21 protein-coding genes are annotated in these 24368 nt (G+C 37.1%); 20 read left to right on the top strand and 1 reads right to left on the bottom strand.

Features of this window, described 5'->3' with window-relative positions; translation table 11 throughout:
* Positions 1-142: 142 nt before the first annotated feature.
* The 14 genes from rpsU (at position 143) to clpB (ending at position 15309) form a co-directional block, all read left to right on the top strand.
* The gene (gene rpsU / locus IV84_RS01110) at positions 143-328 is read left to right on the top strand and encodes a 30S ribosomal protein S21 (protein ID WP_056985993.1); all 186 of its coding nucleotides are present in this window, start codon (positions 143-145) and stop codon (positions 326-328) included.
* Positions 329-402: 74 nt separating this feature from the next.
* Complete coding sequence (locus IV84_RS01115) at positions 403-849, top strand: GatB/YqeY domain-containing protein (RefSeq protein WP_046871081.1); 447 nt, start codon at positions 403-405, stop codon at positions 847-849.
* Positions 850-906: 57 nt separating this feature from the next.
* Positions 907-1875, top strand: a complete 969-nt coding sequence (locus IV84_RS01120) for a PhoH family protein (RefSeq protein WP_046871082.1) — start codon at positions 907-909, stop codon at positions 1873-1875.
* Between the two features lie 14 nt (positions 1876-1889).
* Positions 1890-2366 (top strand): rRNA maturation RNase YbeY, encoded by a 477-nt coding sequence (gene ybeY, locus IV84_RS01125; protein ID WP_046871083.1) that lies wholly within the window; start codon positions 1890-1892, stop codon positions 2364-2366.
* The gene (locus IV84_RS01130) at positions 2350-2748 is read left to right on the top strand and encodes a diacylglycerol kinase family protein (RefSeq protein WP_046871135.1); all 399 of its coding nucleotides are present in this window, start codon (positions 2350-2352) and stop codon (positions 2746-2748) included. The genes ybeY and IV84_RS01130 overlap by 17 nt, the downstream gene beginning before the upstream one ends.
* A 15-nt stretch (positions 2749-2763) precedes the next feature.
* The gene (gene era, locus IV84_RS01135) at positions 2764-3672 is read left to right on the top strand and encodes a GTPase Era (RefSeq protein WP_056985994.1); all 909 of its coding nucleotides are present in this window, start codon (positions 2764-2766) and stop codon (positions 3670-3672) included.
* Between the two features lie 12 nt (positions 3673-3684).
* Positions 3685-4443, top strand: coding sequence for a DNA repair protein RecO (gene recO, locus IV84_RS01140; RefSeq protein WP_046871084.1), 759 nt, complete (start codon positions 3685-3687; stop codon positions 4441-4443).
* A 279-nt stretch (positions 4444-4722) separates the two neighbouring features.
* Entirely contained in the window at positions 4723-5631 is a 909-nt protein-coding gene (glyQ, locus tag IV84_RS01145; protein WP_046871085.1) for a glycine--tRNA ligase subunit alpha, read from the top strand.
* Entirely contained in the window at positions 5631-7709 is a 2079-nt protein-coding gene (glyS, locus tag IV84_RS01150) for a glycine--tRNA ligase subunit beta (protein ID WP_056985995.1), read from the top strand. The genes glyQ and glyS overlap by 1 nt, the downstream gene beginning before the upstream one ends.
* 193 nt (positions 7710-7902) lie before the next feature.
* Positions 7903-9729 carry a DNA primase gene (gene dnaG, locus IV84_RS01155; RefSeq protein WP_046871087.1) on the top strand — a complete coding sequence of 609 codons (1827 nt, stop codon included), beginning with the start codon at positions 7903-7905 and terminating at the stop codon, positions 9727-9729.
* A 23-nt stretch (positions 9730-9752) separates the two neighbouring features.
* A complete protein-coding gene (gene rpoD, locus IV84_RS01160; RefSeq protein ID WP_081036062.1) occupies positions 9753-11030 on the top strand; it encodes an RNA polymerase sigma factor RpoD in 1278 nt (425 codons plus the stop codon).
* Positions 11031-11160: 130 nt separating this feature from the next.
* The gene (locus IV84_RS01165) at positions 11161-11865 is read left to right on the top strand and encodes a tRNA (adenine(22)-N(1))-methyltransferase (RefSeq protein ID WP_046871088.1); all 705 of its coding nucleotides are present in this window, start codon (positions 11161-11163) and stop codon (positions 11863-11865) included.
* Positions 11855-12661 carry a Nif3-like dinuclear metal center hexameric protein gene (locus IV84_RS01170; RefSeq protein ID WP_100078137.1) on the top strand — a complete coding sequence of 269 codons (807 nt, stop codon included), beginning with the start codon at positions 11855-11857 and terminating at the stop codon, positions 12659-12661. Before IV84_RS01165 ends, IV84_RS01170 begins: the two co-directional genes overlap by 11 nt.
* Positions 12662-12693: 32 nt before the next feature.
* Positions 12694-15309, top strand: coding sequence for an ATP-dependent chaperone ClpB (clpB, locus tag IV84_RS01175; RefSeq protein WP_046871090.1), 2616 nt, complete (start codon positions 12694-12696; stop codon positions 15307-15309).
* Between the two features lie 52 nt (positions 15310-15361).
* On the opposite strand, the gene IV84_RS01180 is transcribed toward clpB, so the two are convergent.
* Positions 15362-15544, bottom strand: coding sequence for a YjzD family protein (locus IV84_RS01180; protein ID WP_046871091.1), 183 nt, complete (start codon positions 15542-15544; stop codon positions 15362-15364).
* 135 nt (positions 15545-15679) lie between these two features.
* Here IV84_RS01180 and dnaE point away from each other — a divergent pair, with 135 nt between their 5' ends.
* From dnaE to xerD, 6 genes are all read left to right on the top strand, one after another.
* Positions 15680-19039, top strand: a complete 3360-nt coding sequence (dnaE, locus tag IV84_RS01185; RefSeq protein WP_056985996.1) for a DNA polymerase III subunit alpha — start codon at positions 15680-15682, stop codon at positions 19037-19039.
* Between the two features lie 110 nt (positions 19040-19149).
* A complete protein-coding gene (pfkA, locus tag IV84_RS01190) occupies positions 19150-20121 on the top strand; it encodes a 6-phosphofructokinase (RefSeq protein WP_046871093.1) in 972 nt (323 codons plus the stop codon).
* An 80-nt stretch (positions 20122-20201) separates the two neighbouring features.
* The gene (gene pyk / locus IV84_RS01195; protein WP_056985997.1) at positions 20202-21965 is read left to right on the top strand and encodes a pyruvate kinase; all 1764 of its coding nucleotides are present in this window, start codon (positions 20202-20204) and stop codon (positions 21963-21965) included.
* Positions 21966-22061: 96 nt separating this feature from the next.
* Positions 22062-22517, top strand: coding sequence for a DUF441 domain-containing protein (locus tag IV84_RS01200; protein ID WP_046871095.1), 456 nt, complete (start codon positions 22062-22064; stop codon positions 22515-22517).
* 19 nt (positions 22518-22536) lie between these two features.
* Positions 22537-23403: a CvfB family protein gene (locus tag IV84_RS01205; protein ID WP_046871096.1), complete on the top strand. Its 867-nt coding sequence runs from the start codon at positions 22537-22539 to the stop codon at positions 23401-23403.
* A 12-nt stretch (positions 23404-23415) separates the two neighbouring features.
* Entirely contained in the window at positions 23416-24303 is an 888-nt protein-coding gene (xerD, locus tag IV84_RS01210; RefSeq protein WP_046871097.1) for a site-specific tyrosine recombinase XerD, read from the top strand.
* Positions 24304-24368 lie beyond the last annotated feature (65 nt).

Raw genomic sequence — 24368 nt, forward strand, 5'->3', positions numbered from 1 at the left:
AAGGCACCTAGGAAAACTTGACACATACACAGTGGTTGATGTATTGACGTAAAATTCTATGTTATGTATAATAATAAAGAACAGTAGATTTACATTTAGTAAACTTACTTGTTACTTTAGAGCTCGGAGGGAGGGATTCAAAATGGCAAAAACAGTCGTTCGTAAAAACGAGTCACTTGATGACGCTCTTCGCCGCTTTAAACGTACAGTTTCTAAATCAGGTACTTTACAAGAATATCGTAAACGGGAATTCTACGAAAAGCCAAGTGTTAAAAAGAAGTTAAAATCAGAAGCTGCTAGAAAACGTAAGAACAAGAAGCACTTCTAAATTTTTAGCGCTCCTGAGAAAAATCAGGAGCTTTTTTTGTACAAAAAACTTCAACTTCAATAAGGAGAAAATTAATGAGTTTAGTAGACACAATTTCAGAAGACATGAAAATTGCTATGAAGGCACGTGATAAAGATACTTTGAGTGTTATTAGGATGCTTAAGGCTGCTTTAATGAACGAAAAGGTTAAAGTTAATCATGAACTCAGTGATGAAGAAGCACAAGCTGTCATTACTCGTGAATACAAGCAACGAAAAGAATCTGCAGAGGAATTTGCAAAAGGCAATCGTGATGACTTAGTTAAATCAACTGAGGCTGAAATCAAGATTGTTGAAAAATATCTTCCTCAACAATTAACTAAAAATGAAATCGAAAAAATTGTTGCTGATACAATTTCAGAAACTGGCGCAACAAGTGGTGCAGATTTCGGTAAAGTTATGGGTGCCGTTATGCCAAAAGTTAAAGGTAAAGCTGACGGAAAATTAGTTAATCAGGCAGTTAAAAGTCAACTTAATAAGTAATCCGCTATAAAAATAATATTTTGCGAAAGCATGAAGTTGAGAAGGAGACTATGCGACTTGGCTGAACAAAAAACAATTGAAAAAGAATTTCGGTTAGCTAAACAAAGTGATGAACTATCACTTTTAGGTAATCAAGATCGGTTTGTACAAATTCTTGAAGAAGGAATGAATGTATCAATTCATCCCTTCGGTGAGAAAATTACCATCACGGGTGAACCAGATGCCGTTAATCGCACTATTAACGTTTTTAAGAGCCTTTTATCATTAGTTAAGCAAGGTATTCAGCTTAACAGTGCTGATGTGGTGAGTGCGATGAAAATGGCGGATAAAGGCACTCTAGATTATTTCCAGGATTTGTATAAAGAAACCCTGATTAAGGATAATAAGGGAAAGGCTGTTCGTGTAAAAAACTATGGGCAGCGTCAGTATGTTGAATCCGTTAAACGAAATGACGTAACCTTTGGAATTGGGCCCGCCGGAACTGGAAAAACCTACTTGGCAGTGGTTATGGCAATTGCGTCATTAAAACGCGGTGAAGTTGATAAACTAATCCTAACGCGCCCTGCCGTGGAAGCTGGAGAAAGTCTAGGTTTTTTGCCTGGAGATCTAAAAGAAAAAGTTGATCCGTATTTACGTCCGATTTATGATGCCTTGTATCAAATAATTGGGGCCGAACACACGACTCGGTTAATGGATCGTGGCGTTATCGAAGTTGCCCCACTAGCTTACATGCGTGGACGAACATTAGATAGTGCTTTTGTAATTTTAGATGAGGCTCAGAATACGACCAGTGCCCAAATGAAAATGTTTTTGACTCGTTTAGGTTTTGGTTCAAAAATGATTGTAAATGGCGATGCAACTCAGATTGATTTGCCGCATGGTGTACGTAGTGGGCTTGTCGAGGCACAGCGTATCTTACAAGACGTCCGTCATATTGAGTTTGTCACTTTCAGTGCTGAGGATGTAGTTCGCCATCCAGTTGTTGCAGAAATCATAAATGCCTATGAAAGGCATAAATCAAATTAAGTTGGAGTAGAATTATGGACATTCAGATTTATGATCATACCAATGAAGAATCAAAGGCTAATATTGAACTTGTTCAAAATGTTTTAAATTTTGCTGGTGATTACCTTAAGCTGGCAGAAAACACAGAAATGTCAGTAACTTTGATGCATAATGATGAGATTCATGGCATTAATAAAACTTATCGTAAAGTTGATCGGGCTACAGATGTTATTAGTTTTGCGATTGAGGATGATGAAGATTCAGATCCAATCATTATGGATGATGAGTTAGCAGAAGAGATTGCCCCTAATATTGGAGATTTGATGATTTCTGTTGATAAGGTAAAAGAACAGGCCGAGTATCTTGGTCATTCTTACCAAAGAGAATTAGGCTTCTTATGTGTCCATGGTTTTTTACATTTAAATGGTTACGACCATATGGAAACCAAAGATCAAGAAGTGATGTTCCCGCTTCAGAAAGAAATTCTAAACGCTTATGGCCTTAAAAGATAAAAAGCAAACCGAAAAAAATCATACTTTTCTACAATCTCTTCTGCATGCTTGGTCTGGCGTAGTTCGTATCTTTAAACAAGAAAGAAATATGCGAATTCACATTTTTTTAGCCGTTTTGGCAATCATTGTAGCTGCCGTGCTTCAAATCTCTAGGTTGGAGTGGTACTGGATTATAGCCTGTATAGGTGCCGTGCTGATTACAGAAACTTTTAATACAATTGCTGAGAATCTAGTAGATTTAATTACCGAAAAAAACTATAGTGAACTAGGGAAGCATATAAAGGACATGGCTGCCGGAGCTGTTTTAATTTGTGCTCTTTTTTCAGCGTTTATTGGCGTATGTATCTTTATGCCCAAAATTTGGAATCTCATTTTCCATTAGAATAGGAGAAATAGCTTGGAAAATTCAAGTAACAAGTTTCGATCAGGGTTCGTAGCTATCGTTGGGCGACCTAATGTAGGAAAATCAACGTTTATGAATTATGTGATTGGACAAAAGATTGCCATCATGAGTAATGTTCCACAAACAACGAGAAACAAAATTCGTGGTATTTATACAACAGATAAGGAACAAATTATTTTTATCGATACACCAGGTATTCATAAATCACATAACAAACTTGGTGACTACATGGTTCAATCTTCTTTATCAACGCTAAACGAAGTTGACGCAATTATGTTTATGGTCGCTGCCAATGAAGAACGGGGTGCTGGTGATAACTTTATTATTGAACACTTAAAACAAGTTAAAAAACCGGTTTATTTGATTATTAATAAAATTGATTTGATTAATCCTAATAAGATGCTTCAGATCATGGATACTTATAAGGATGCCTTGGATTGGAAAGAAGTTGTTCCAATCTCCGCTACCCAAGGAAATAATGTTTCAGAGTTCATGGATACCTTATCAGAGCAACTTCCTGAGGGGCCTAAATATTACCCAGATGATCAGGTAACCGATCATCCAGAACGGTTTATTGTGGCTGAACTCATTCGCGAAAAGATTTTAATGTTGACTCGGCAAGAAGTCCCTCATTCTGTTGCTGTTGTTATTGATTCTTTAAAACGTCAGGACAAGCGTAAGATCCATATTCAGGCTACGATCATCGTTGACCGTCCCACTCAAAAGGGCATCATCATTGGTCATGGTGGTCAAATGCTTAAAAAGATTGGGACTTTAGCAAGAGAAGATATTGAACGGTTGCTTGGTGACCAAGTTTATCTTGAACTTTGGGTAAAAGTTTCTGAAGGTTGGCGTGATAAGCAATCACTATTGCAATCTTATGGCTATCGGAAAGATAATTGATAGGTAATTGTCATGGCAACACAAACAACTGCGCAATTTGACGGCATCATTATGTTTCGTAGGAACTATCGCGAGCGTGATCAATTAGTTAAAATCTTTACGCGCCAGTTTGGCAAAAAGATGTTTTATATTCGGGGTGCCCGGAAACGTGGTTTTAAACTGGCCGCTGCAATTTTGCCGTTCACTAAGGGTGTATATGTTGGTTTGATCCGAGAAAAGGGACTCTGTTATTTGAATGCTGAAAAGTCTCTAACTCAATTTGACAAAATCAATGAAGATATTGGACGTAATGCTTATATTACGTATATTCTAAATTTAATTGATTCTGCCTTTGATGATGGACTAGCTATCCCGATTTGGTTTGATATGGCTTCAGCAGCTCTATCGAAAATTAATGCCGGATTTGATCCACAAATTATTGCTCACATTTTTGAACTGCAACTACTACCAACTTTTGGGGTTCAACAAGAATGGCAGCAATGCATCGTTTGTCATCGTGATGACTTACCACTTGATTACTCGGAATCATCAGGTGGTGTTTTGTGTCAGAACCATTGGCATCTTGATCCTAAACGATCTCATCTTGATCGGCGAACTATTTACTACCTACAACAATTGAGTTCCGTTCGTTTACAAAATGTTCAATCTATTCATGTTCATGCCGAGACCAAGGCTAAGCTAAAGGCAATCATTGATATGATTTATGAAGATGAGGTGGGCTTAAAGCTAAAAAGTAAACACTTCATTGATACCATGCCTACATGGAATTGAGTAGCATTTGAATATTGACTTTAATGATTATTTAAATTACGATAAAAGAGAATTTAATACTGAACTGTGATGAAAAGAATTTTTGAATGGACTTATAGAAAGCTTGGGGTTGATGAAACTAAGTAATCTGTTTAAAAATTGGCGTTTCGGAGTTTGCAAATTGAGCTGCTGGCTTTTAGCCAGAAGTAGGGTGGAACCGCGAGTAATTCGTCCCTACGTAGATATTTGTCTGCGTAGGTTTTTTTTGTGTTCAGAATATAATATACAAGGAGACACATAATGGTAAAGAAATTGGCTGTACAAGACATCATTCTAACGTTACAGCATTACTGGTCTGAACAAGGCTGTATGTTAATGGAAGCATATGATACTGAAAAAGGTGCTGGGACAATGAGTCCATACACATTCTTAAGAGCAATTGGACCTGAACCGTGGAACGCGGCTTATGTAGAGCCTTCCCGTCGACCAGCTGACGGTCGTTATGGGAAAAATCCTAATCGACTTTATCAACATCACCAGTTTCAGGTTGTCATGAAACCATCTCCAGAAAATATTCAAGAACTCTATTTGGGAAGTTTAAAAGCTTTAGGAATTGAGCCATTAGAACATGATATCCGTTTTGTGGAAGATAACTGGGAAAACCCATCAATGGGCTGTGCCGGTGTTGGTTGGGAAGTATGGCTTGATGGTATGGAAATTACACAGTTTACTTACTTCCAACAGGTTGGTGGTTTGGAAGTTTCTCCAGTTACCAGTGAAGTTACATATGGACTAGAACGATTGGCGTCATATATTCAAAATGTGGATTCAGTGTTTGATTTGGAATGGGGTCACGGAGTTAAATACGGTGAAATCTTCAAAGAGCCGGAATATGAAAATTCTAAGTATTCTTTTGAAGAAAGCAATCAACAGATGCTATTAGAACTTTTTGATGATTATGAAAAAGAAGCTAAAGCCCAAATCAAAAATGGTTTGGTTCATCCAGCTTACGATTATATTTTAAAATGCAGCCATACATTTAATTTATTAGATGCTCGAGGTGCAGTTTCAGTAACTGAACGAGCAGGTTATTTGGCGCGGATTCGAAATATGGCGAAAGACGTGGCAAAAGCCTTTGTTGAGGAACGTAAAGAGCTTGGTTTCCCACTTTTAAAAGATAAAAATCGTAAAAAGGAGGTTACAAAATAATGACACATTCTTATTTATTAGAAATTGGTTTGGAAGAAATCCCAGCTCATGTCGTTACACCAAGTATTGATCAACTCCAAAAACGTGTTAATGATTTTTTGACTGACAATCGGATATCTTTTGAAAAAATCACAAAATTCTCTACACCGCGTCGCTTGGCGATTCTTGTTGAAGGATTAGCAGATCGTCAAGAAGATGTCGAAAAAGAAGTTAAGGGTCCTGCTAAAAAAATTGCCTTAGATAAAGATGGTAATTGGACCAAGGCGGCCATTGGCTTTTCCCGTGGTCAAGGAGTCACTCCAGGTGACATTACTTTTAAAGAGTTAAAGGGAACTGAGTACGTTTATGTGACTAAAAAGACAACTGGTCAAGCAATTGCAGATGTACTCCCTGATATGAAAAACGTTATTGAAAAGATGACTTTTCCAACAATGATGAAGTGGGCGGATTATAGTTTCAAATACATTCGTCCTATTCGTTGGATTGTCTCTGTATTAGATGATCAGGTAATTCCTTTTAGTATTTTGGATGTTCAGGCAGGAAATGTTTCCCAGGGCCATCGCGCTTTGGGAAAGCTGGTTACAATTGCAAATGCAACGGACTATGAAAAACAATTAAATACAGTTTTTGTTGTTGTTGATGCAAAAAAACGTAAACACCGCATTACCGATCAAATTAAGAAGATTGCAACAGATCAAAATTGGAAGATTCAATTAGACCAAACTTTATTAGAAGAAGTTAATAATTTAGTTGAATATCCAACTGCATTTGCGGGCCATTTCGATAAAAAGTATCTGGAAATTCCAGAAGAAGTTTTGATTACTTCAATGCGTGATCATCAACGATTTTTCTATGTTCGTGATCAAGCAGGCAAATTATTGCCAAACTTCATTTCAGTTCGTAACGGGAATCGTGAGCATTTAGATAATGTTGTAAAGGGTAACGAAAAAGTTTTGACTGCCCGTTTAGAAGATGCCGCCTTTTTCTACCACGAAGATCAAAAGCATAGTATTGATTACTATGTCGAGAAACTTAAGGATGTTAGTTTCCATGACAAGATTGGTTCAATGTATGAAAAAATGGAACGTGTTCAAGTCATTTCTCAAGAACTGGGCAAATTTATTGGTTTAAACTCATCGGAATTAGCAGATTTAAACCGAGCTAGCCAAATTTATAAGTTTGACCTTGTAACAGGGATGGTTGGAGAATTTCCTGAATTGCAAGGGGTTATGGGCGAAAAATATGCTTTGTTAGCTAATGAAAATCCTGCTGTTGCAACTGCAATTCGTGAGCATTATATGCCAACCAGCGCAGACGGTGATCTTCCCAAAACGAGAGTAGGGGCCGTTTTGGCATTGGCAGATAAATTTGATGACATTGGTAGCTTCTTTGCCGTAGATCTTATTCCAACTGGTTCAAACGATCCTTATGCATTAAGAAGACAGGCACTTGGGATAGTTAGAATTACACGTGATCAAAAATGGCATTTTCCAATTCAAGAGTTACAAGATAAGTTCTTGAAGGATCTCCATGATCATCAGGCAACCTTCAACTTAGATTTCAAACAAAATGAAAACGCCGTGCTTGAATTTATAAAGGACCGTGTTCGTCAGTGGTTTAGCCAAAACAACGCCCGTTATGATATTGTTGAAGCCGTTACTAAAGGAACAGATTCAGATATTTTAGATATGTTGGATGCAGCTAAAGTTTTGGAGTCTCACAAAGACGATAAAAACTTCAAGGAAAACATTGAGGCTTTAACCCGGGTTCTCCGAATCGCTGAGAAAACAGACCTGGAAGCTGACGATTCACTTATAGATCCTAAGCTATTTGAAAATGACTCCGAACAAAATCTTTACGATGCAGTGGAAACAATTCGTAAGTCGGCCGCAAATCACACGATTAATGAAAATTTTCAGGCATTACAATCGCTTCGACCACTGATTGATAATTATTTTGATCAAACCATGATTATGGTTGACGATAAAAAAGTACGTGACAATCGTTTGATTCAATTATCTGTACTAGCAAAAATGATTTTCTCAATTGGAAATCTGAAAGAGTTGATCGTAAAATAATAAACTAGCCAAATATTGGCTCAGCGGTTTAAATAATCTTCATTGTCGATTGCAATAAAGCATTCGAATGAAGGTTATTTTTTAATTGTCTGTTGAGGTAAGCATTTTAATTGCTTTTTGTAGAACAGGGCGTTATTATTTAATGTGTATCGATATCGTGGGTTAGTGTGCACTTAATAGGAGGCAAATGAATTTGGCAAAAACGATTCCAGAAGATCTAATTGATCAAATTCGTACCTCAGTGAACATTGTTGACGTGGTCGGACAATATGTGCAATTAAAAAAACAAGGAAAGAATTTTTTTGGACTGTGTCCTTTCCATGAAGAAAAAACGGCCTCATTTTCAGTTTCAGAATCAAAGCAGATTTTTCACTGTTTTAGTTGTGGACGTGGTGGGAACGTTTTTAAATTTTTGATGGAGATTAACAATATTGAGTTTCCGGCCGCTATCCATCAAGTCGCGGATTTAGCAAATATTGAGATTCCAGCTGAATTCTCTGAAACAAAACAAGGAACTAGTGAAAATAGTGAACAAAGCCAGTTGATCAAATTGTACGATCAAGCTGCAGCGCTATATACGCACGTCTTGTTAAATACTGAAATGGGACAAAGGGCTCTCACATATCTTCATAATCGAGGGCTAACAGATGATATTATCACAAAATTTCAATTAGGATTTGCTCCTGGAGAGCAGCTTCTAAAAGAATTTTTTGAGGAAAAAAAGATAGATTATCAACGTTTACGCCAGTCAGGCCTTTTTATAGAAGATCAGGAAGGTAAATTACGGGATCGTTTTCGTGGTCGGGTTATGTATGCCATCAAAAATCCACAAGGACATGTCATTGCTTTCTCAGGAAGAATTCTAAATAAGGAAGATTCTCAGGCTAAATATATTAATAGTCCCGAGACTAAAATTTTTAGCAAAAGCAATGTCCTCTATAATTTTGATGTTGCAAGATCAGCAATTCGACACGAAAAACGGGCAATTTTATTTGAAGGATTTATGGATGTTATTGCAGCTTATCAATCCGGAGTGACTAATGGCATTGCATCTATGGGAACGAGTTTTACAAATGAACAAATTTATTTGTTACAGCGGACAACCTCCCAATTAGATATTTGTTATGATGGTGATGATCCCGGACAAGCAGCAATTAGTCGTGCCCTAGATGCTTTTGGAGCAAACAGCCAATTAAAATTAAGTGTTATTGAAATTCCGGACAAATTAGATCCTGATGAGTATGTTCGTCAACATGGAACAAAACAATTTAATGAAATCGTTCATTCTGCTCGATTAACACCTACTGCATTTAAACTAGACTATTTAAAACGTAATTACAATTTGAATAATGAGGCAGATCAATTAGCTTATATTGAACAGGCCTTAAAGGAAATTGCCAAGCTAAATTCGAGTGTAGAACAAGATTTATACCTTAATCAATTGGCCAAAGAATTTGGTGTGCAAGCACAGGATTTAAATCAACAATTGCGACAGGTACGTTCCCAGCAAAGCGTTGTTAATCATCATCAACAACCAGTAAAAACTGTTTCGACAGTTAAGCACGAATATCATCGACAACAAGTAAAATTAGATAAAGTAGAAACTGCAGAAGCTCGTTTACTAAATTACTTGCTTTATGATCACAATGTTTGGCTCAAAATTGCTGGTTTACCAGATTTCCATTTTGTTCATGAAAAATATCAAACAATTTATATGTTGGCAGCGGGATTTTTTGAGAACCATAATAGTTATGATTCGGCTGCATTCATGGATTTTGTTCATGATAGTGAACTACAGGATGTCATTGCAGAACTAGATCTTCAAGACCTAGATGAAGAGAATGTTGATCAAGCTGTTGACGACTATATAAAAGTTATTATGGCCGAAGCACCTCTTAGTCAACAAATCAAAACGAAAACAAAATCGTTAAATGAAGCTAAAAGAATGGGAAATACTGAATTACAGCAAAAATTGGCCATCGAATTAATTGATTTATATCGACAGCGTCAAGACGCATAACGCGTTTATGGAGGGGCTTAACTATGGCAGACAAAGAAACCACAAAAAAAGTAGTAGCAAAAAAAGCAACAACGAAGAAGACAACAAAGGCAACAAAGAAAGTAGCACCTAAAAAAGCTGTGAAGAAAACAGCTGCAAAAAAGCCAACAACCAGGAAAAGAGCAACGGCTAAGAAAAAAGTAGCTGCTAAAAGCAGTGCAACAAGTGTATTTAATACGGCTGCTTATAAAAAAGAAGTCAATGCACTTATCAAAGCTAATAAACCAAGCAAACAAATTAAATTTGATGAATTGGCAGATAAAATTTCAATTCCTTTCAAGTTGGATGAACGTCAAATTGATGATCTAATTCAAAAAGTTGAGGATGCTGGCATTAGTGTTGTTGATGAAAAAGGAAACCCCAGTGCTCATGCTTTAAAGGCTCAGAAAATTAGTAAAAAAGAATTAGACGATACAAAGGCTCCTGCTAGCGTCAAAATTAATGATCCAGTTCGGATGTATTTGAAAGAGATTGGTCGAGTTTCTTTATTAACTGCAAAACAGGAAGTTGAACTTGCTCTTCGAATTGAAAAAGGTGATGAGTCCGCAAAACAGGAACTAGCTGAAGCCAATTTGCGTTTAGTTGTTTCCATTGCCAAACGTTATGTTGGTCGTGGTATGCAATTCTTAGATTTAATTCAAGAAGGTAATATGGGCTTGATGAAGGCCGTTGAAAAGTTTGATTACCGAAAGGGATTCAAATTTTCAACTTATGCAACTTGGTGGATTCGTCAAGCAATTACACGTGCAATTGCTGATCAAGCTCGAACAATTCGAATTCCTGTCCATATGGTCGAAACAATTAATAAGCTAATTAGAATTCAACGTCAATTACTTCAAGATCTTGGTCGTGAACCAACTCCTGAAGAAATTGGAGCTGAAATGGATATGCCAACGGAAAAAGTCCGTGAAATTCTAAAAATTGCTCAAGAACCAGTTTCATTGGAAACACCAATTGGTGAAGAAGATGACTCTCATTTGGGTGATTTTATCGAAGACCAAGATGCTACTAGTCCTGCAGATCACGCTGCGTATGAGCTTCTAAAAGAACAATTAGAGGGCGTTTTAGACACACTAACTGATCGTGAGGAAAATGTTCTTCGTCTTCGCTTCGGACTTGATGATGGACGAACCCGGACACTTGAAGAAGTTGGTAAAGTATTTGGTGTTACTCGTGAAAGAATCCGACAGATTGAAGCAAAAGCTCTAAGAAAATTACGTCATCCTTCTCGTTCTAAACAACTTAAAGACTTCTTAGAATAATATTTTTTCTATAATTGAGGATTCACAGCAAAGGTATGTACTTTGCTTTGGATTCTTTTTTATATTCAGATATTTTCGGCAAAATTGGCTCACATGATATAATAAAGAAAAATTAAAAAGGACTATTTTAATGAACGCAAATAAACTTTCAGATCGGCTTCAAACAGTTGCCAGTTTTGTTAAACCAAATTCCAGAATCGCAGATATTGGGTCGGATCATGCTTATCTTCCTGTTTTCTTAGCAAGAAACGAACAAATTCAATTTGCAATCGCCGGTGAAGTGGCCAAAGGACCGCATGAAAATGCCACGCACGAAATCTTGCAGCAAGATGTAAAAAACTTAGTTTCCTCTCGTTTAGGTAATGGCCTTGATGTGGTCACAGCAGAAGACCAAATCAATACAATCAGTATTGCGGGAATGGGAGGAACCTTGATTAGTCAAATCCTAGAACGTGGAAAAAATAAATTGCAAGGTGTTTCAAATCTGATTTTGCAACCAAACGTTGGAGAAAATGGGGTTCGAAAATGGTTAATGCAAAACAACTATCGAATCACAGCTGAAAGAATTCTCAAAGAAGATCACCATATTTATGAAATTATTGTGGCAGAAAATAAGCCAGCACCGACCTATTCCGAAAAAGAACTTCTTTTTGGACCTAAGTTGTTACAAATCCTACCAAATGCTATTTTTCAAGAAAAATGGCTGGCCGAGTTACAACGCATTAAAAACGCAATTGCGCAAATGAAACAGGCCCAAGTAATTCCGAAAAAACGAATTAGCAAGTTAAAACATAAGGCTGACTTGATTAAGGAGGTTTTAGATTTTGAAGATTAGAACATTTATTGATAAATTTGAAAAACTAGTTCCTCAGGAATTAGCAGAGCCCGGAGATCCTGTGGGATTACAAATTGGTGATTTAGACACAGAGCTTTCTAAAGTTTTAGTTACCTTAGACGTTCGACCAGAAGTTGTTTCAGAGGCGATTGATCAAAATTGTAATTTAATTTTTGCCCATCATCCGGTAATGTTTCATCCGGCGCATAGTTTAGACTTATCAGTTCCGCAAAATAAGATGTATGCGGAAATTATCAAACATAATATTACTGTTTATGCAGCCCATTCTAATTTAGATGCTGCTGATAAAGGCATGAATGATTGGTTAGCAGAAAAAATTGGTCTTCAACGTACGGAACGTTTACTAGACGGTTACGTAGATCAAAAGCATCATCAATTTGGCATGGGACGCATTGGTTATCTTGATCGACCGTTGAGTGTCATGGACTTTGCAGCGTTAATTAAGCATAAATTTGAATTGCAAGGCCTACGTGTCGTTACCCAAAATCCGCAAAAAAAAATCTCACGGGTTGCAGTCTTGGGCGGAGATGGTGGTAAATATTTCAATCAAGCTTTAAAAAAGGGTGCGGAAGTCTATGTTACCGGTGATGTCTATTACCATACTGGGCACGATATGTTAGCAGCAGGACTATCAACGGTTGATCCAGGCCATAATATCGAAAAAATTTGCATTCCTAAATTAGCTAGCCTTTTTCGATCATGGAAACTCATGACTGAAAATCAAATTCAAATTTACGAATCAAAAGTGGACACAAATCCTTTTACCTTTATTTAAGGAACATTATTAATAAGAATGGGGGAAAAATAATGAATCCAGATAATCTAACTAATGCAGTACAAGAGGCAGTTGCAGAAGCTCAAAAAGTTGCTGTTAATCGAAAACACCAAGAAATTGGAATCCCAGAGCTCTTCAAATTTTTAAGTCAACCAGATCAAATGGCTGGTAGTTTGTTTACTGAGCTTGGTGTAAATAATCAACAGCTTCAACAAGAGATCGATGACGAATTGGACGCCGTATCAATTGTTGAAGGTGAAAACATTCAATATGGGCAAAACCTAAGTGCCGCTTTGTTTAACTTATTTCAAAAAGCAGATAGCTTAAAAAAGAAGATGGGTGACGATTACATTTCGACAGAAGTAGTTGTTTTAGCCTTATTGGAAATTGATGATCCATTAACGAGCTTTTTGAAGAAAAAGGGAGCTACTACCCAAAAGTTAACTAAAGCAATCGAAAAAATGAGAGGGGGAGAAAAAGTGACTTCAAAAGATCAAGAAACTCAATATAAAGCGCTAGAAAAATATGGTGTGGATATGGTTAAGGAAGTCCATGATGGCCATCAAGATCCGATTATTGGTCGTGATGAGGAGATCTTGGATGTAATGCGAATCCTATCAAGAAAAACCAAGAATAACCCCGTCTTAATTGGTGAACCTGGAGTTGGTAAAACAGCCATTGTAGAAGGACTTGCACAACGAATTGCTAGAAAGGATGTTCCAGATAATCTAAAGGGAAAGACAATTTTCTCCTTAGACATGGGATCTTTGATTGCAGGTGCTAAGTATCGTGGTGAATTTGAGGAACGCTTAAAGGGTGTTTTAAAAGCCGTTAAAAAAGCTGATGGAAAAATTATTTTATTCATTGACGAAATTCATAATATTGTTGGGGCTGGAAAAACAGAAGGTAGTATGGATGCTGGCAATTTATTAAAACCAATGCTTGCCCGTGGTGAGTTACATTTAATTGGTGCAACGACCCTTGATGAATATCGAGAATACATGGAAAAAGACAAGGCTCTCGAGCGTAGATTCCAACGGGTGCTGGTCAAGGAACCATCTATCGAAGATACTATTAGTATTTTGCGAGGTTTAAAAGAAAGTTTCGAAATTCATCACGGCGTTAAAATTCATGATAATGCAATTGTGGCGGCTGCAAAATTGTCTGATCGTTACATTACAGATCGCTATCTACCTGACAAGGCAATTGATCTTATCGACGAAGCTTCGGCCTCAATTCGGGTTGAAATGAATTCTAGTCCAACAGAACTGGATCAAACAAGTCGGCAGTTAATGCGAATGGAAGTTGAAGAGACAGCTCTAAAAAATGAAACTGACAGTGCCTCTAAAAAAAGGTTAGTCGAATTAAAATCTGAGCTTGCCAATACGCGTGAAAAAAAGAATAAGCTTCAAAAACGTTGGGAATCCGAGAAACAATCAATTCAAGTTGTTAATAACAAACGAACTGAACTTGAGCAAGCTAAGCATAAATTAGAAGAAGCCGAAAATAATTATAATTTAGAGCAGGCTGCAAAATTACAACATGGCACAATCCCAAAGCTAGAGGCTGAATTAACTGACCTTCAGAAAAAGGAAGAAAAAGAGTCTGGTGGCTGGCTAGTAGAACAGTCCGTAACTGAGTCTGAAATTGCAACCGTTGTAAGCAAAATGACTGGAATTCCCGTTAACAAATTAGTCAAAGGGGAACGTGAAAAATTATTACATTTATCTGAAAGCTTGCATAAACGGGTTATTGGCCAAAACGAGGCCGTCGATGCTGTTTCAGATGCCGTTCTTCGTTCACGAGCAGGCTTGCAAGATCCGAATCGACCACTTGGCTCATTTATGTTTCTTGGACCAACCGGAGTCGGTAAAACGGAACTAGCTAAAGCTTTAGCTGAAAACTTATTTGATTCCGAAAAACACATGGTCAGAATTGATATGTCAGAATATATGGAAAAAGAGTCAGTTTCTAGATTAGTGGGGGCAGCTCCTGGTTACGTTGGCTATGAAGAAGGTGGTCAGTTAACTGAAGCCGTTCGGCGAAATCCTTATACAATTGTGTTATTTGATGAAATTGAAAAGGCACATCCGGACGTTTTTAACATTTTACTTCAAGTGCTGGATGATGGCCGTTTAACAGATAGTCAAGGACACACGGTTGATTTTAAAAACACCATTCTGATTATGACATCTAACTTAGGTTCTGACATCTTGTTACATGGCGTTGACGACCAAGGAAAAATTTCTGAACAAACCAAGCAGGCCGTCTTAAAACTTACTCAAACAAAATTTAAACCAGAATTTTTAAATCGAATTGACGATATCATTTTATTTGCGCCCCTTAATTTGCAAGATATTGAGAAAATTGTCGGTAAGCTGATTGCTCAACTTTCTGATCGATTGGCAGTCCAAGAAATTCAGATTGAAATTTCTGATTCTGCAGAAAAGTGGATCGCACGTCAAGGGTATGATCCAGCATATGGTGCTCGTCCATTACGTCGGTTCATCTCAAATGAAGTAGAAACACCATTAGCTAGAGAAATTATTGCTAATCATATTAAGCCACATACGTTAGTAAAAATTGATCTTAAAGATGAAAAATTAGTTTTTCAAACTAATCCGCTTCCTGAAGCTAAAAATAATTAAAACAAAAAGCGAAGACAACATAGTGTCTTCGCTTTTTTGTTAAAATTCAAATTTACTTCACAGAATCGCTTTTAGATAATAAGCTAATTCCATTAGAGGTAATTAATGCTGTAAGTGCCGCTACAATGCCAATTGTTAATGGCTTATAGGTCATAACTTCAAGGGCACCACCAATGGCTCCAATTACTTCTCCAAAAATAAACGCCCAAAAAATAATAACTATTTGTTTCATCATATCAGGACACCTCACAATCAAAAATATTTTAGCACAATTTTCATAAAAATCAACTAGCTTAGAAGTTAACTAGTTCATTATAGGCGATTCTTTTGTATAATGAAACTAACAAGTCAGTCGATAGGAGGTGACACCATGGCTTTTGTACCTTTACAAGTAATGAGCAGTTTTAGTTTGTTACAAAGTACAACCAGAATTACTGAGCTTGCCAAAGAGGCCAAAAAGCGCGGATTTGAAGCGCTGGCTCTAACAGATAATAATATTATGTACGGCTTAGTTGATTTCTATAATGCTTGCAAAAAAGAAGGCATTAAACCAATTTTAGGATTGAAACTGGATTTGTTTGGGAGCATCGATTCTGACAACCATTTTCCAATTTTATTATTGGCTAAAGATCAAACTGGTTATCGCCATCTGATGAAAATTAGTACAATTAAAAATACGCAACCAACCGATACTAATCTGTACTATAAACAAATCGCTGAATTTTTAACTAATTTAATCGTTATTTTCCCTGCAAAAGGTTCAGAACTCGTCACCCTAGTCGAGCGCGGTGATCCGTCAGCTGCTCAACAATTAATCAAACAAATTCAGGCTCAAACCGATGAAAATAGCGTTTTAGTCGGCGTTAATGCTCAGCAATCGACTGTTTTACAAAATACCCTTCAACAAATCGCCCAAACTACCCATGCAAGTGCAGTGGTTGTGCCCGAGGTTAATTATTTAAATTCTACCGATCATTTTGCCACGCAGGTTCTTAGGGATATCGATAAAGGTGAGACAATCAGAAATCCTGAACAGTTTGAAAATTATCAGGGTGATAACTGGCTACGTCCAGAAAAAGATTACGAGGCCATCTACAAAGAAAACAATTTAACTTCCGCAATGGAAATGACCGTGGCTGTGGCTGACCAATGTAATGTGACTCTAAACTTTAAAAAGCCTGAATTACCTGCATTCACAGTTCCTGATGGTTTAGACTCCAAAGCCTATTTAACCCAATTAACTCAAAAAGGGTTAGAAAAACGTTTGAAAAATCAAAATGTTGATAAAGCAAGCTATCAGAAACGATTAGGTCATGAATTATCAGTTATTGATCAGATGGGCTTTGACGATTATTTCTTGATTGTTTGGGATGTAATGGATTTTGCTCATCATCATGAAATTACGACTGGACCCGGAAGAGGCTCAGCGGCTGGATCACTTGTGGCTTATACTCTGCAGATTACAGATGTTGATCCTCTCCAGTATGATTTATTATTTGAACGTTTTCTAAATCCTGAGCGTTCACAAATGCCGGATATTGATCTTGATATTCCCGATAACAAACGGGATGAAATCCTGAAATATGTGCACGATAAGTATGGTCATAATCATGTTTCACAAATCATTACTTTCGGAACGCTGGCTGCTAAACAGGCATTACGTGATGTGGGCCGGGTTTTTGGCATGGCACCTTATGAAATTAATGATTTGAGTAAACTAGTTCCAAATGTTTTGAAAATTACATTAAAAGAAGCCGTAAAAGAATCACAGAAATTGCAAAACTGGATTGCTGATAGTTCAAAAAACAAATTATTATTTGAAATTGCCCAACAAATTGAGGGGCTTCCACGTCATTATTCAACCCATGCTGCCGGAGTTGTTTTAAGTGCCCAAAACTTAAGCGACGTTGTTCCATTACAATCTGGTAGTGATGAATTATTACTCACCCAATATCCAAAAGATACGGTTGAAGCGCTTGGTCTTCTAAAAATGGATTTCTTGGGTTTGCGAAATTTAAGCATTATGGCAAATGCCATTAAAATTATTCAAAAAAATGGTAAGCCTGATTTTAAAATTTCAGATGTAAAGTTGGATGATCCTAAAACATTAACTCTTTTTCAAAATGCGGACACAACTGGTGTTTTCCAGTTTGAGTCTAGCGGAATTCGTAATGTTTTACAGCAATTACATCCAGAAACTTTTGAATTAGTTGCTGCCGTGGATGCACTATACCGTCCAGGTCCAATGGAAAATATTGAAACATTTATTAAACGAAAAAAGGGACTTGAACCAGTTCAGCATCTAGATCCCAGTTTAGAACCAATTTTAAAGGGCACATACGGAATTCTTGTGTACCAAGAACAAGTTATGCAAGTAGCCTCCGTAATGGGTGGATTTTCACTTGGGGAAGCCGATCTGTTACGGCGAGCCATGAGCAAAAAGAAACGAACAGTTATTGATGATATGAAAACCAAGTTTATTTCAGGAGCAAGTCATAAAGGATACTCAAAAGATACCGCCATTCAGGTTTATGATTATATTGAGAAATTTGCTAATTATGGTTTTAATAAATCACATGCGGTTGCTTATTCTAAGTTAGCATTTGAATTGGCTTTTTTGAAAGCACATTATCCAGCTGCTTTTTTTGCGGCCTTACTCAATTCAGTTATTAATAATCCAAGCCAAATTAAACGTTATTTGATGGAAGCTAGACAACACGGCGTAAAAGTTCTTGCACCTAATGTTAACCTGAGTCAGGCTTACTTTATTCTAAAAGATGGTCAAATTATTTTTGGCTTAGCCTGTATAAAGGGAGCACGACGTGATTTCATCACTGATGTCCTTCAAGAACGCAAACAAAATGGTCCTTTCAAAGATTTACAGGCATTTTTGCAACGAATTCCGACCAAATGGTTAAAACAGGATTTAATGGAATCCTTGATTTATGCAGGAGCGTTTGATTCTTTTGGATATAACCGAGCCGAATTATTACAAGTCCTACCAGATTTGCTAAACGGTGTAGCTTTAAGTGGTAGTAGTATGAGTTTGTTTGAAAAATTAACTCCAAAGATTGTAAGAAAGCCTGATTTATCTTTGGAAGAAAAACTTCAAAAAGAAAACGAAATTTTAGGTGCTTATCTTTCTGGTCATCCAGTTGAACAATATAATCAGTTGCGAACAAAGTTCAAAATTACAAATATTATTGATTTGGCAGTTAATCAATCCGTAACTTGTTTAATTTATATGACTAAAATGCGCGTTATTCGCACAAAACGTGGTACTCAAATGGCTTTTATAACCGGTAGTGATTTGACAGGAGAAATTGACATTACAGTTTTCCCTGAGCAATATCAGCAAGCAACCGACATGCTTAAAAAGGGAAAAGTTCTGCTTATTCAAGGAAAAGTTGATGAGCGTAATGGGTTACAAGTTGTTGCTAATCACATTCAACTTGCCAGCCAGTTATCGATAAAACAACCTAAACAACGCTGGGTTTTACGTTTTAATGAATCCGACGACATCACAACTAAAGAGCAACAATTAAGAACAATTCTGCAAACCAATCCGGGTCCAGTTCCTGTGTTACTTTTTTATCCATTTAACGATAAAAAGGTTTTGTTGGAAAAACGGTTTTGGGCTTCAAATTCTGAAAAAACTAATTCAGCGCTTACAAGCTTGTTGGGTAAAGAGAATGTCGTTTTGCAATCAATCAAAAGTACCGATATCTAGGGATTTGTTCCGGATGTTTTTTATCAAGATTGGAGACATTCAATTTCAAAAGTGTTAAAATCAGTAATGAAGTTAAGATATTTAAATAATTTTTTGCTTGAGGTGAAGAAATGAAACGCATTGGTATTTTGACCAGTGGTGGTGATGCGCCAGCAATGAACGCTGCTATCCGTGCAGTTGCGCGAAAGGCACTTAGTAATGGCTTGGAAGCATATGGAATTAATTATGGTTTCGCCGGATTAGTTGCTGGTGATATTCATAAATTCTCTGCCACTGATTTGGACGATTCGATTGACGAAGGCGGTACAATGTTGTACTCAGCTCGTTATCCCGAATTCGCCCAAGTAGAAGGACAATTAAAGGGAATTGAGCAACTAAAGAAGTTCGGTATTGACGCTTTAGTTGTTATAGGTGGCGATGGCTCTTATCACGGAGCGCTTCGTTTAACTGAACATGGTTATAACACGATTGGTCTGCCAGGGACTATTGATAATGATATTCCTTACACAGATTTCACAATTGGTTTTGATACAGCTTTAAACACGGCTGTTGAAGCAATCGATAAAATTCGTGATACAGCCAAAAGTCATCAACGTGTCTTCGCTGTCCAAGTCATGGGACGTGAAGCTGCTGATATTGCTCTTTGGGCTGGTGTTGCCACTGGAGCGGATGCAATTGTTGCTCCAGGTTATGACACTGACGTTAAGGAAATTGCTGAAAAGCTTAAGAAGAATCGCGTAGATGGTAAAGATTACGGTATCGTAGTTATTGCTGAAGGCGATGCAAACTCTGATGCTGCACCAGCATTCCTTGAAGAATTGAAGAAATATGGTGATTTTGATGCTCGTGCAGTTGTTTTAGGTCATGTTCAACGTGGTGGCCGTCCAACTGCTCGTGATCGAGTTCTTGCAAGCAAAATGGGAGCTTATGCAGTTGACTTGTTACTTGAGGGCAAAGGCGGTTTAGCCGTTGGAATCCTTGATAACAAAATTCAAGCACATGACATTACCGATTTGTTTAATTCAAAACATAAACCAGATTCATCTTTGTTCGAATTAAACAACGATTTATCGTTTAAATAATTTTAGTAGTACGTTTTATAAATATAGGTAAAAACGACGTTAAAGTCTTTTTATAAACTAATCAAGGGAGAGATATAGTTATGAAGAAAACCAAGATTGTTTCAACACTTGGTCCTGCAAGTACATCAGTAGATACGATTGTTAAATTAATTGAGGCTGGTGCAAATATTTTCCGTTTCAACTTTTCACATGGTGATCATGAAGAGCATTTAGACCGCTATAACAAAGTTATGGAAGCAGAAAAAATCACTGGTAAAACTGTTGGTATCTTATTGGATACAAAGGGTGCAGAAATCCGGACAACAGTTCAAAAAGATGGCAATCAAGAATATCATACTGGCGACAAAGCACGCATCTCAATGGATGATTCATTAGATACAACTAAAGACAAGATTGCTGTTACTTATGCTGGTTTATATGATGATGTTCATGTCGGTGGCCATGTATTGTTTGATGATGGTTTACTTGATTTTAAAGTTGATGAAAAAGATGAAGCAAACAAAGAATTAGTTGTTCATGCAATGAACAATGGTGTTCTTGGCTCTCGTAAGGGAACTAATGCACCTGGCGTTTCAATCAACCTTCCTGGGATTACTGAAAAAGACTCAAGTGATATTCGTTTTGGTTGTGAAAACATGAATATCAACTTTATTGCTGCAAGTTTTGTTCGTAAACCTCAAGATGTTCTTGATATTCGTCAACTTTTAGAAGAAGAGAATATGACAGATGTTCAAATCTTCCCTAAGATCGAATCACAAGAAGGTATTGACAATGCTGATGAAATCTTGAAGGTTGCTGATGGAATTATGGTTGCTCGTGGAGACATGGGTGTTGAAATTCCAGCAGAAAATGTTCCTTTGGTTCAAAAATCATTAATTAAGAAATGTAATGCACTTGGTATGCCTGTTATTACAGCTACTCAAATGTTAGATTCAATGATTGAAAACCCACGTCCAACACGTGCTGAAGCATCTGATGTTGCTAATGCCGTTTGGGATGGAACAGATGCTACAATGCTTTCTGGTGAAAGTGCTAATGGTGCTTATCCTGTTGAAGCTGTTTCAACAATGGCTAAAATCAACGAAAAAGCTGAAAATGCTATGGCTGAAGATGGTAACTTACAGATCAACAAGTTTGACCAAAGTGATGTTACAGAAACAATTGGTGCCGCTGTTGCACGTGCTGCAAAGAACTTAGGTGTTAAAACAATTGTTGCTGCCACAGAATCTGGCTATACTGCAAAGATGATTTCTAAGTACCGTCCAAATGCTGACATTTTAGCAATTACATTTGACGAACGTACTCGTCGTGGATTAACAGTTGAATGGGGCGTTCATCCAATCGTAGCTGACAAACCAGCAACAACAGATGATATGTTTGATTTAGCTGCTAACAAAGCTGTTGACTTAGGCTTTGCCAAAGAAGGCGACTTAATCCTTATCACTGCTGGTGTTCCAGTTGGCGAACGTGGAACAACTAATATGATGAAATTACAATTAATTGGTTCTAAGTTAGCAACTGGTCAAGGTGTTGGCGATGAAACAGTTATTGGTAAAGCAGTCATTGCAACTTCTGCAAAAGAAGCTAATGATAAAGCTGTTGAAGGCGGTATCCTTGTTACAAAGACAACTGACAAAGATTACTTACCTGCAATTGAAAAATCTAGCGCACTTGTAGTTGAAAATGGTGGTTTAACTTCTCATGCTGCTGTTGTTGGTATCTCAATGGGAATTCCTGTTATTGTTGGGGTACAAAATGCAACATCAATCCTTTCAGATGATGAATTAATTACTGTTGATTCACGTCGTGGAGTTATCTATCATGGTGCTTCAAACGCTATCTAAGGTTTATTTATAAAAGTAGTTTCTTTACTGGAAAGACCGCTGTTTTTAGACAGCGGTCTTTTTAATACATAGCACATCAACGAAAGGATAATCTAAATGGAAAGCTGGCTATTTTTAATTGGCATTTTATTAATTGCAATTTGGGGTAAGAACCAATCCCTTATCGTTGCAACAGCCGTTGTTCTTATAATCAAAGCAATCCCAAATACAGATAAACTTTTCCAGTTAGTAGAAAAACAGGGGATTAATTGGGGCGTAACGATTATTTCCGTTGCTATTTTAATTCCAATTGCAACTGGGAAGATTAGTTTCCAAGATCTATTAAATTCCTTTAAATCGCCAGTTGGCTGGATTGCCGTCTTTTGTGGTATATTAGTGTCAATTCTTTCCGCACGTGGTGTCGGATTTCTTGCCGTTTCACCCGAGGTAACGGTTGCGCTTGTATTCGGAACAATTCTCGGGGTCGTTTTATTAAAAGGAATTGCAGCTGGTCCGATTATTGCTTCCGGGATTGCGTTTTGCATTATTCAATTACTAAACATAAAAATTTAACATATTTGAGGAGTTAAACATGAACAATTTATTAGGACGCGTTATTGATACTAAAATGACTGATGAAAATGAAAAATATTATTTCTTACAAAATTCTGGTTCTGTTTTTCAGTTAGACAAAGCAGAACAAGTTGAGCCTTTACACATTGGGGGACATTTTAAAGGATTCGCTTATGAAAATGAGGATCATAAATTACAAATCACTTCAAAGATTCCAAAAATTCAAATTGGTCGTATGGGATTCGGAACTGTTGTTCAAAGCCGCCGTGACCTTGGCGTTTTTGTCAACATTGGTTTACCTAACAAGGATATTGTTGTGTCGTTAGATGAGTTGCCAACGATCAAAAGCCTTTGGCCACAAAAGGGTGATCGATTAATGGTCAGTCTCAGTTTGGATAACAAAAATCGGTTATGGGCTAATTTGGCTGATGAAACGACATTCCAAGAAATTTCTCAGCCTGCACCTAAAACCATGAAAAACCAAAATCTAAAAGCAACAGTGTATCGACTAAAATTAGTAGGGACACTTGTCATTACAAGTGATTACTATCTTGGCTTCGTTCATCCTGATGAGCGTGAACAAGAACCCCGCTTGGGTGAAGAAGTCTCTGCCCGAGTGATTGGCATTCATCCTGATGGAACATTAAACCTTTCCCTAAAACCGCGTAGTTATGAAGCGATTGGAGACGATGCTGCCATGTTGCTGGCATTGTTACAACATAACGAGGATCATTCGTTGCCATTTACCGACAAAAGCGACCCAGCAGCAATTAAGACCGAATTTGGCATTAGTAAGGGCCAGTTTAAGCGTGCGGTCGGTCATTTATTGAAAGCCGGAGTCATAACTGAGACAAAAACAGAATTAAAACTAAAAACTGAAGAGTAGAGTTGAACAATAATGAATAATGATCTTCAAGATTATTTACATGCTCTGGTTGTTGAACAAGGGCTTGCTAAAAATACAATCTTTTCCTATCGGCAGGAGTTAACTGAATTTTTTGATTTCTTAAAGACTCAAAAAATTACTGAATTCAATAAAATTGATCGCTATACAATTTTGAATTATTTAAAATACTGTGATGAACAACAAAAATCACGAAACTCAATTATTCACGCGGTAACTAGTCTTCGTCAGTTTTTTCATTATTTGTTAATGCAAAATAAAATAACAGCAGATCCAATGCTAAAAATAGATACGCCTAAATCTGCCCATCACTTACCTCAGGTTCTCAGCAGCAAAGAAATTGAGGCTATTTTAAGAGTCCCCGATACAAATAAGCCTCTTGGAATTAGAGACAGAACTTTACTAGAAGTTATGTATGCCACTGGCTTACGAGTCAGCGAAACAGTCAATTTAAAATTGGATGATCTTCGTTTGGAAATGGGGCTTATTTCAACAATTGGAAAAGGAGATAAACAACGAATTATGCCTATTGGCGATGTCGCCATTCATTGGCTAACTGTCTACTTGTCAGGCGCTCGTAAACAATTATTGCGAGGCCAAGATTGTCCTTTCGTATTTCTAAATAATCATGGTAAACAATTGACGCGGCAGGGAATCTGGAAAAACCTAAAAGCAATCGTAAAAAAAGCTGGAATTACAAAAAATGTTACTCCACATACGCTTCGGCACTCATTTGCAACTACGTTATTAGAAAACGGTGCAGACTTACGAACTGTGCAAGAATTATTGGGGCATTCTGATATTTCAACAACGCAAATATACACTCATGTTACAAAAAAGCATCTGACTGAGGTTTATAACAAATACCACCCCAGAGCTTAGACAAAATTGTGGCAATCCTTAAAATATGGTAAAGTTGTTAGTAATGTTTATAAATTTGAATTGAA

Origin of the sequence: Pediococcus damnosus (assembly GCF_001437255.1) — a bacterium.
Taxonomy (GTDB): domain Bacteria; phylum Bacillota; class Bacilli; order Lactobacillales; family Lactobacillaceae; genus Pediococcus; species Pediococcus damnosus.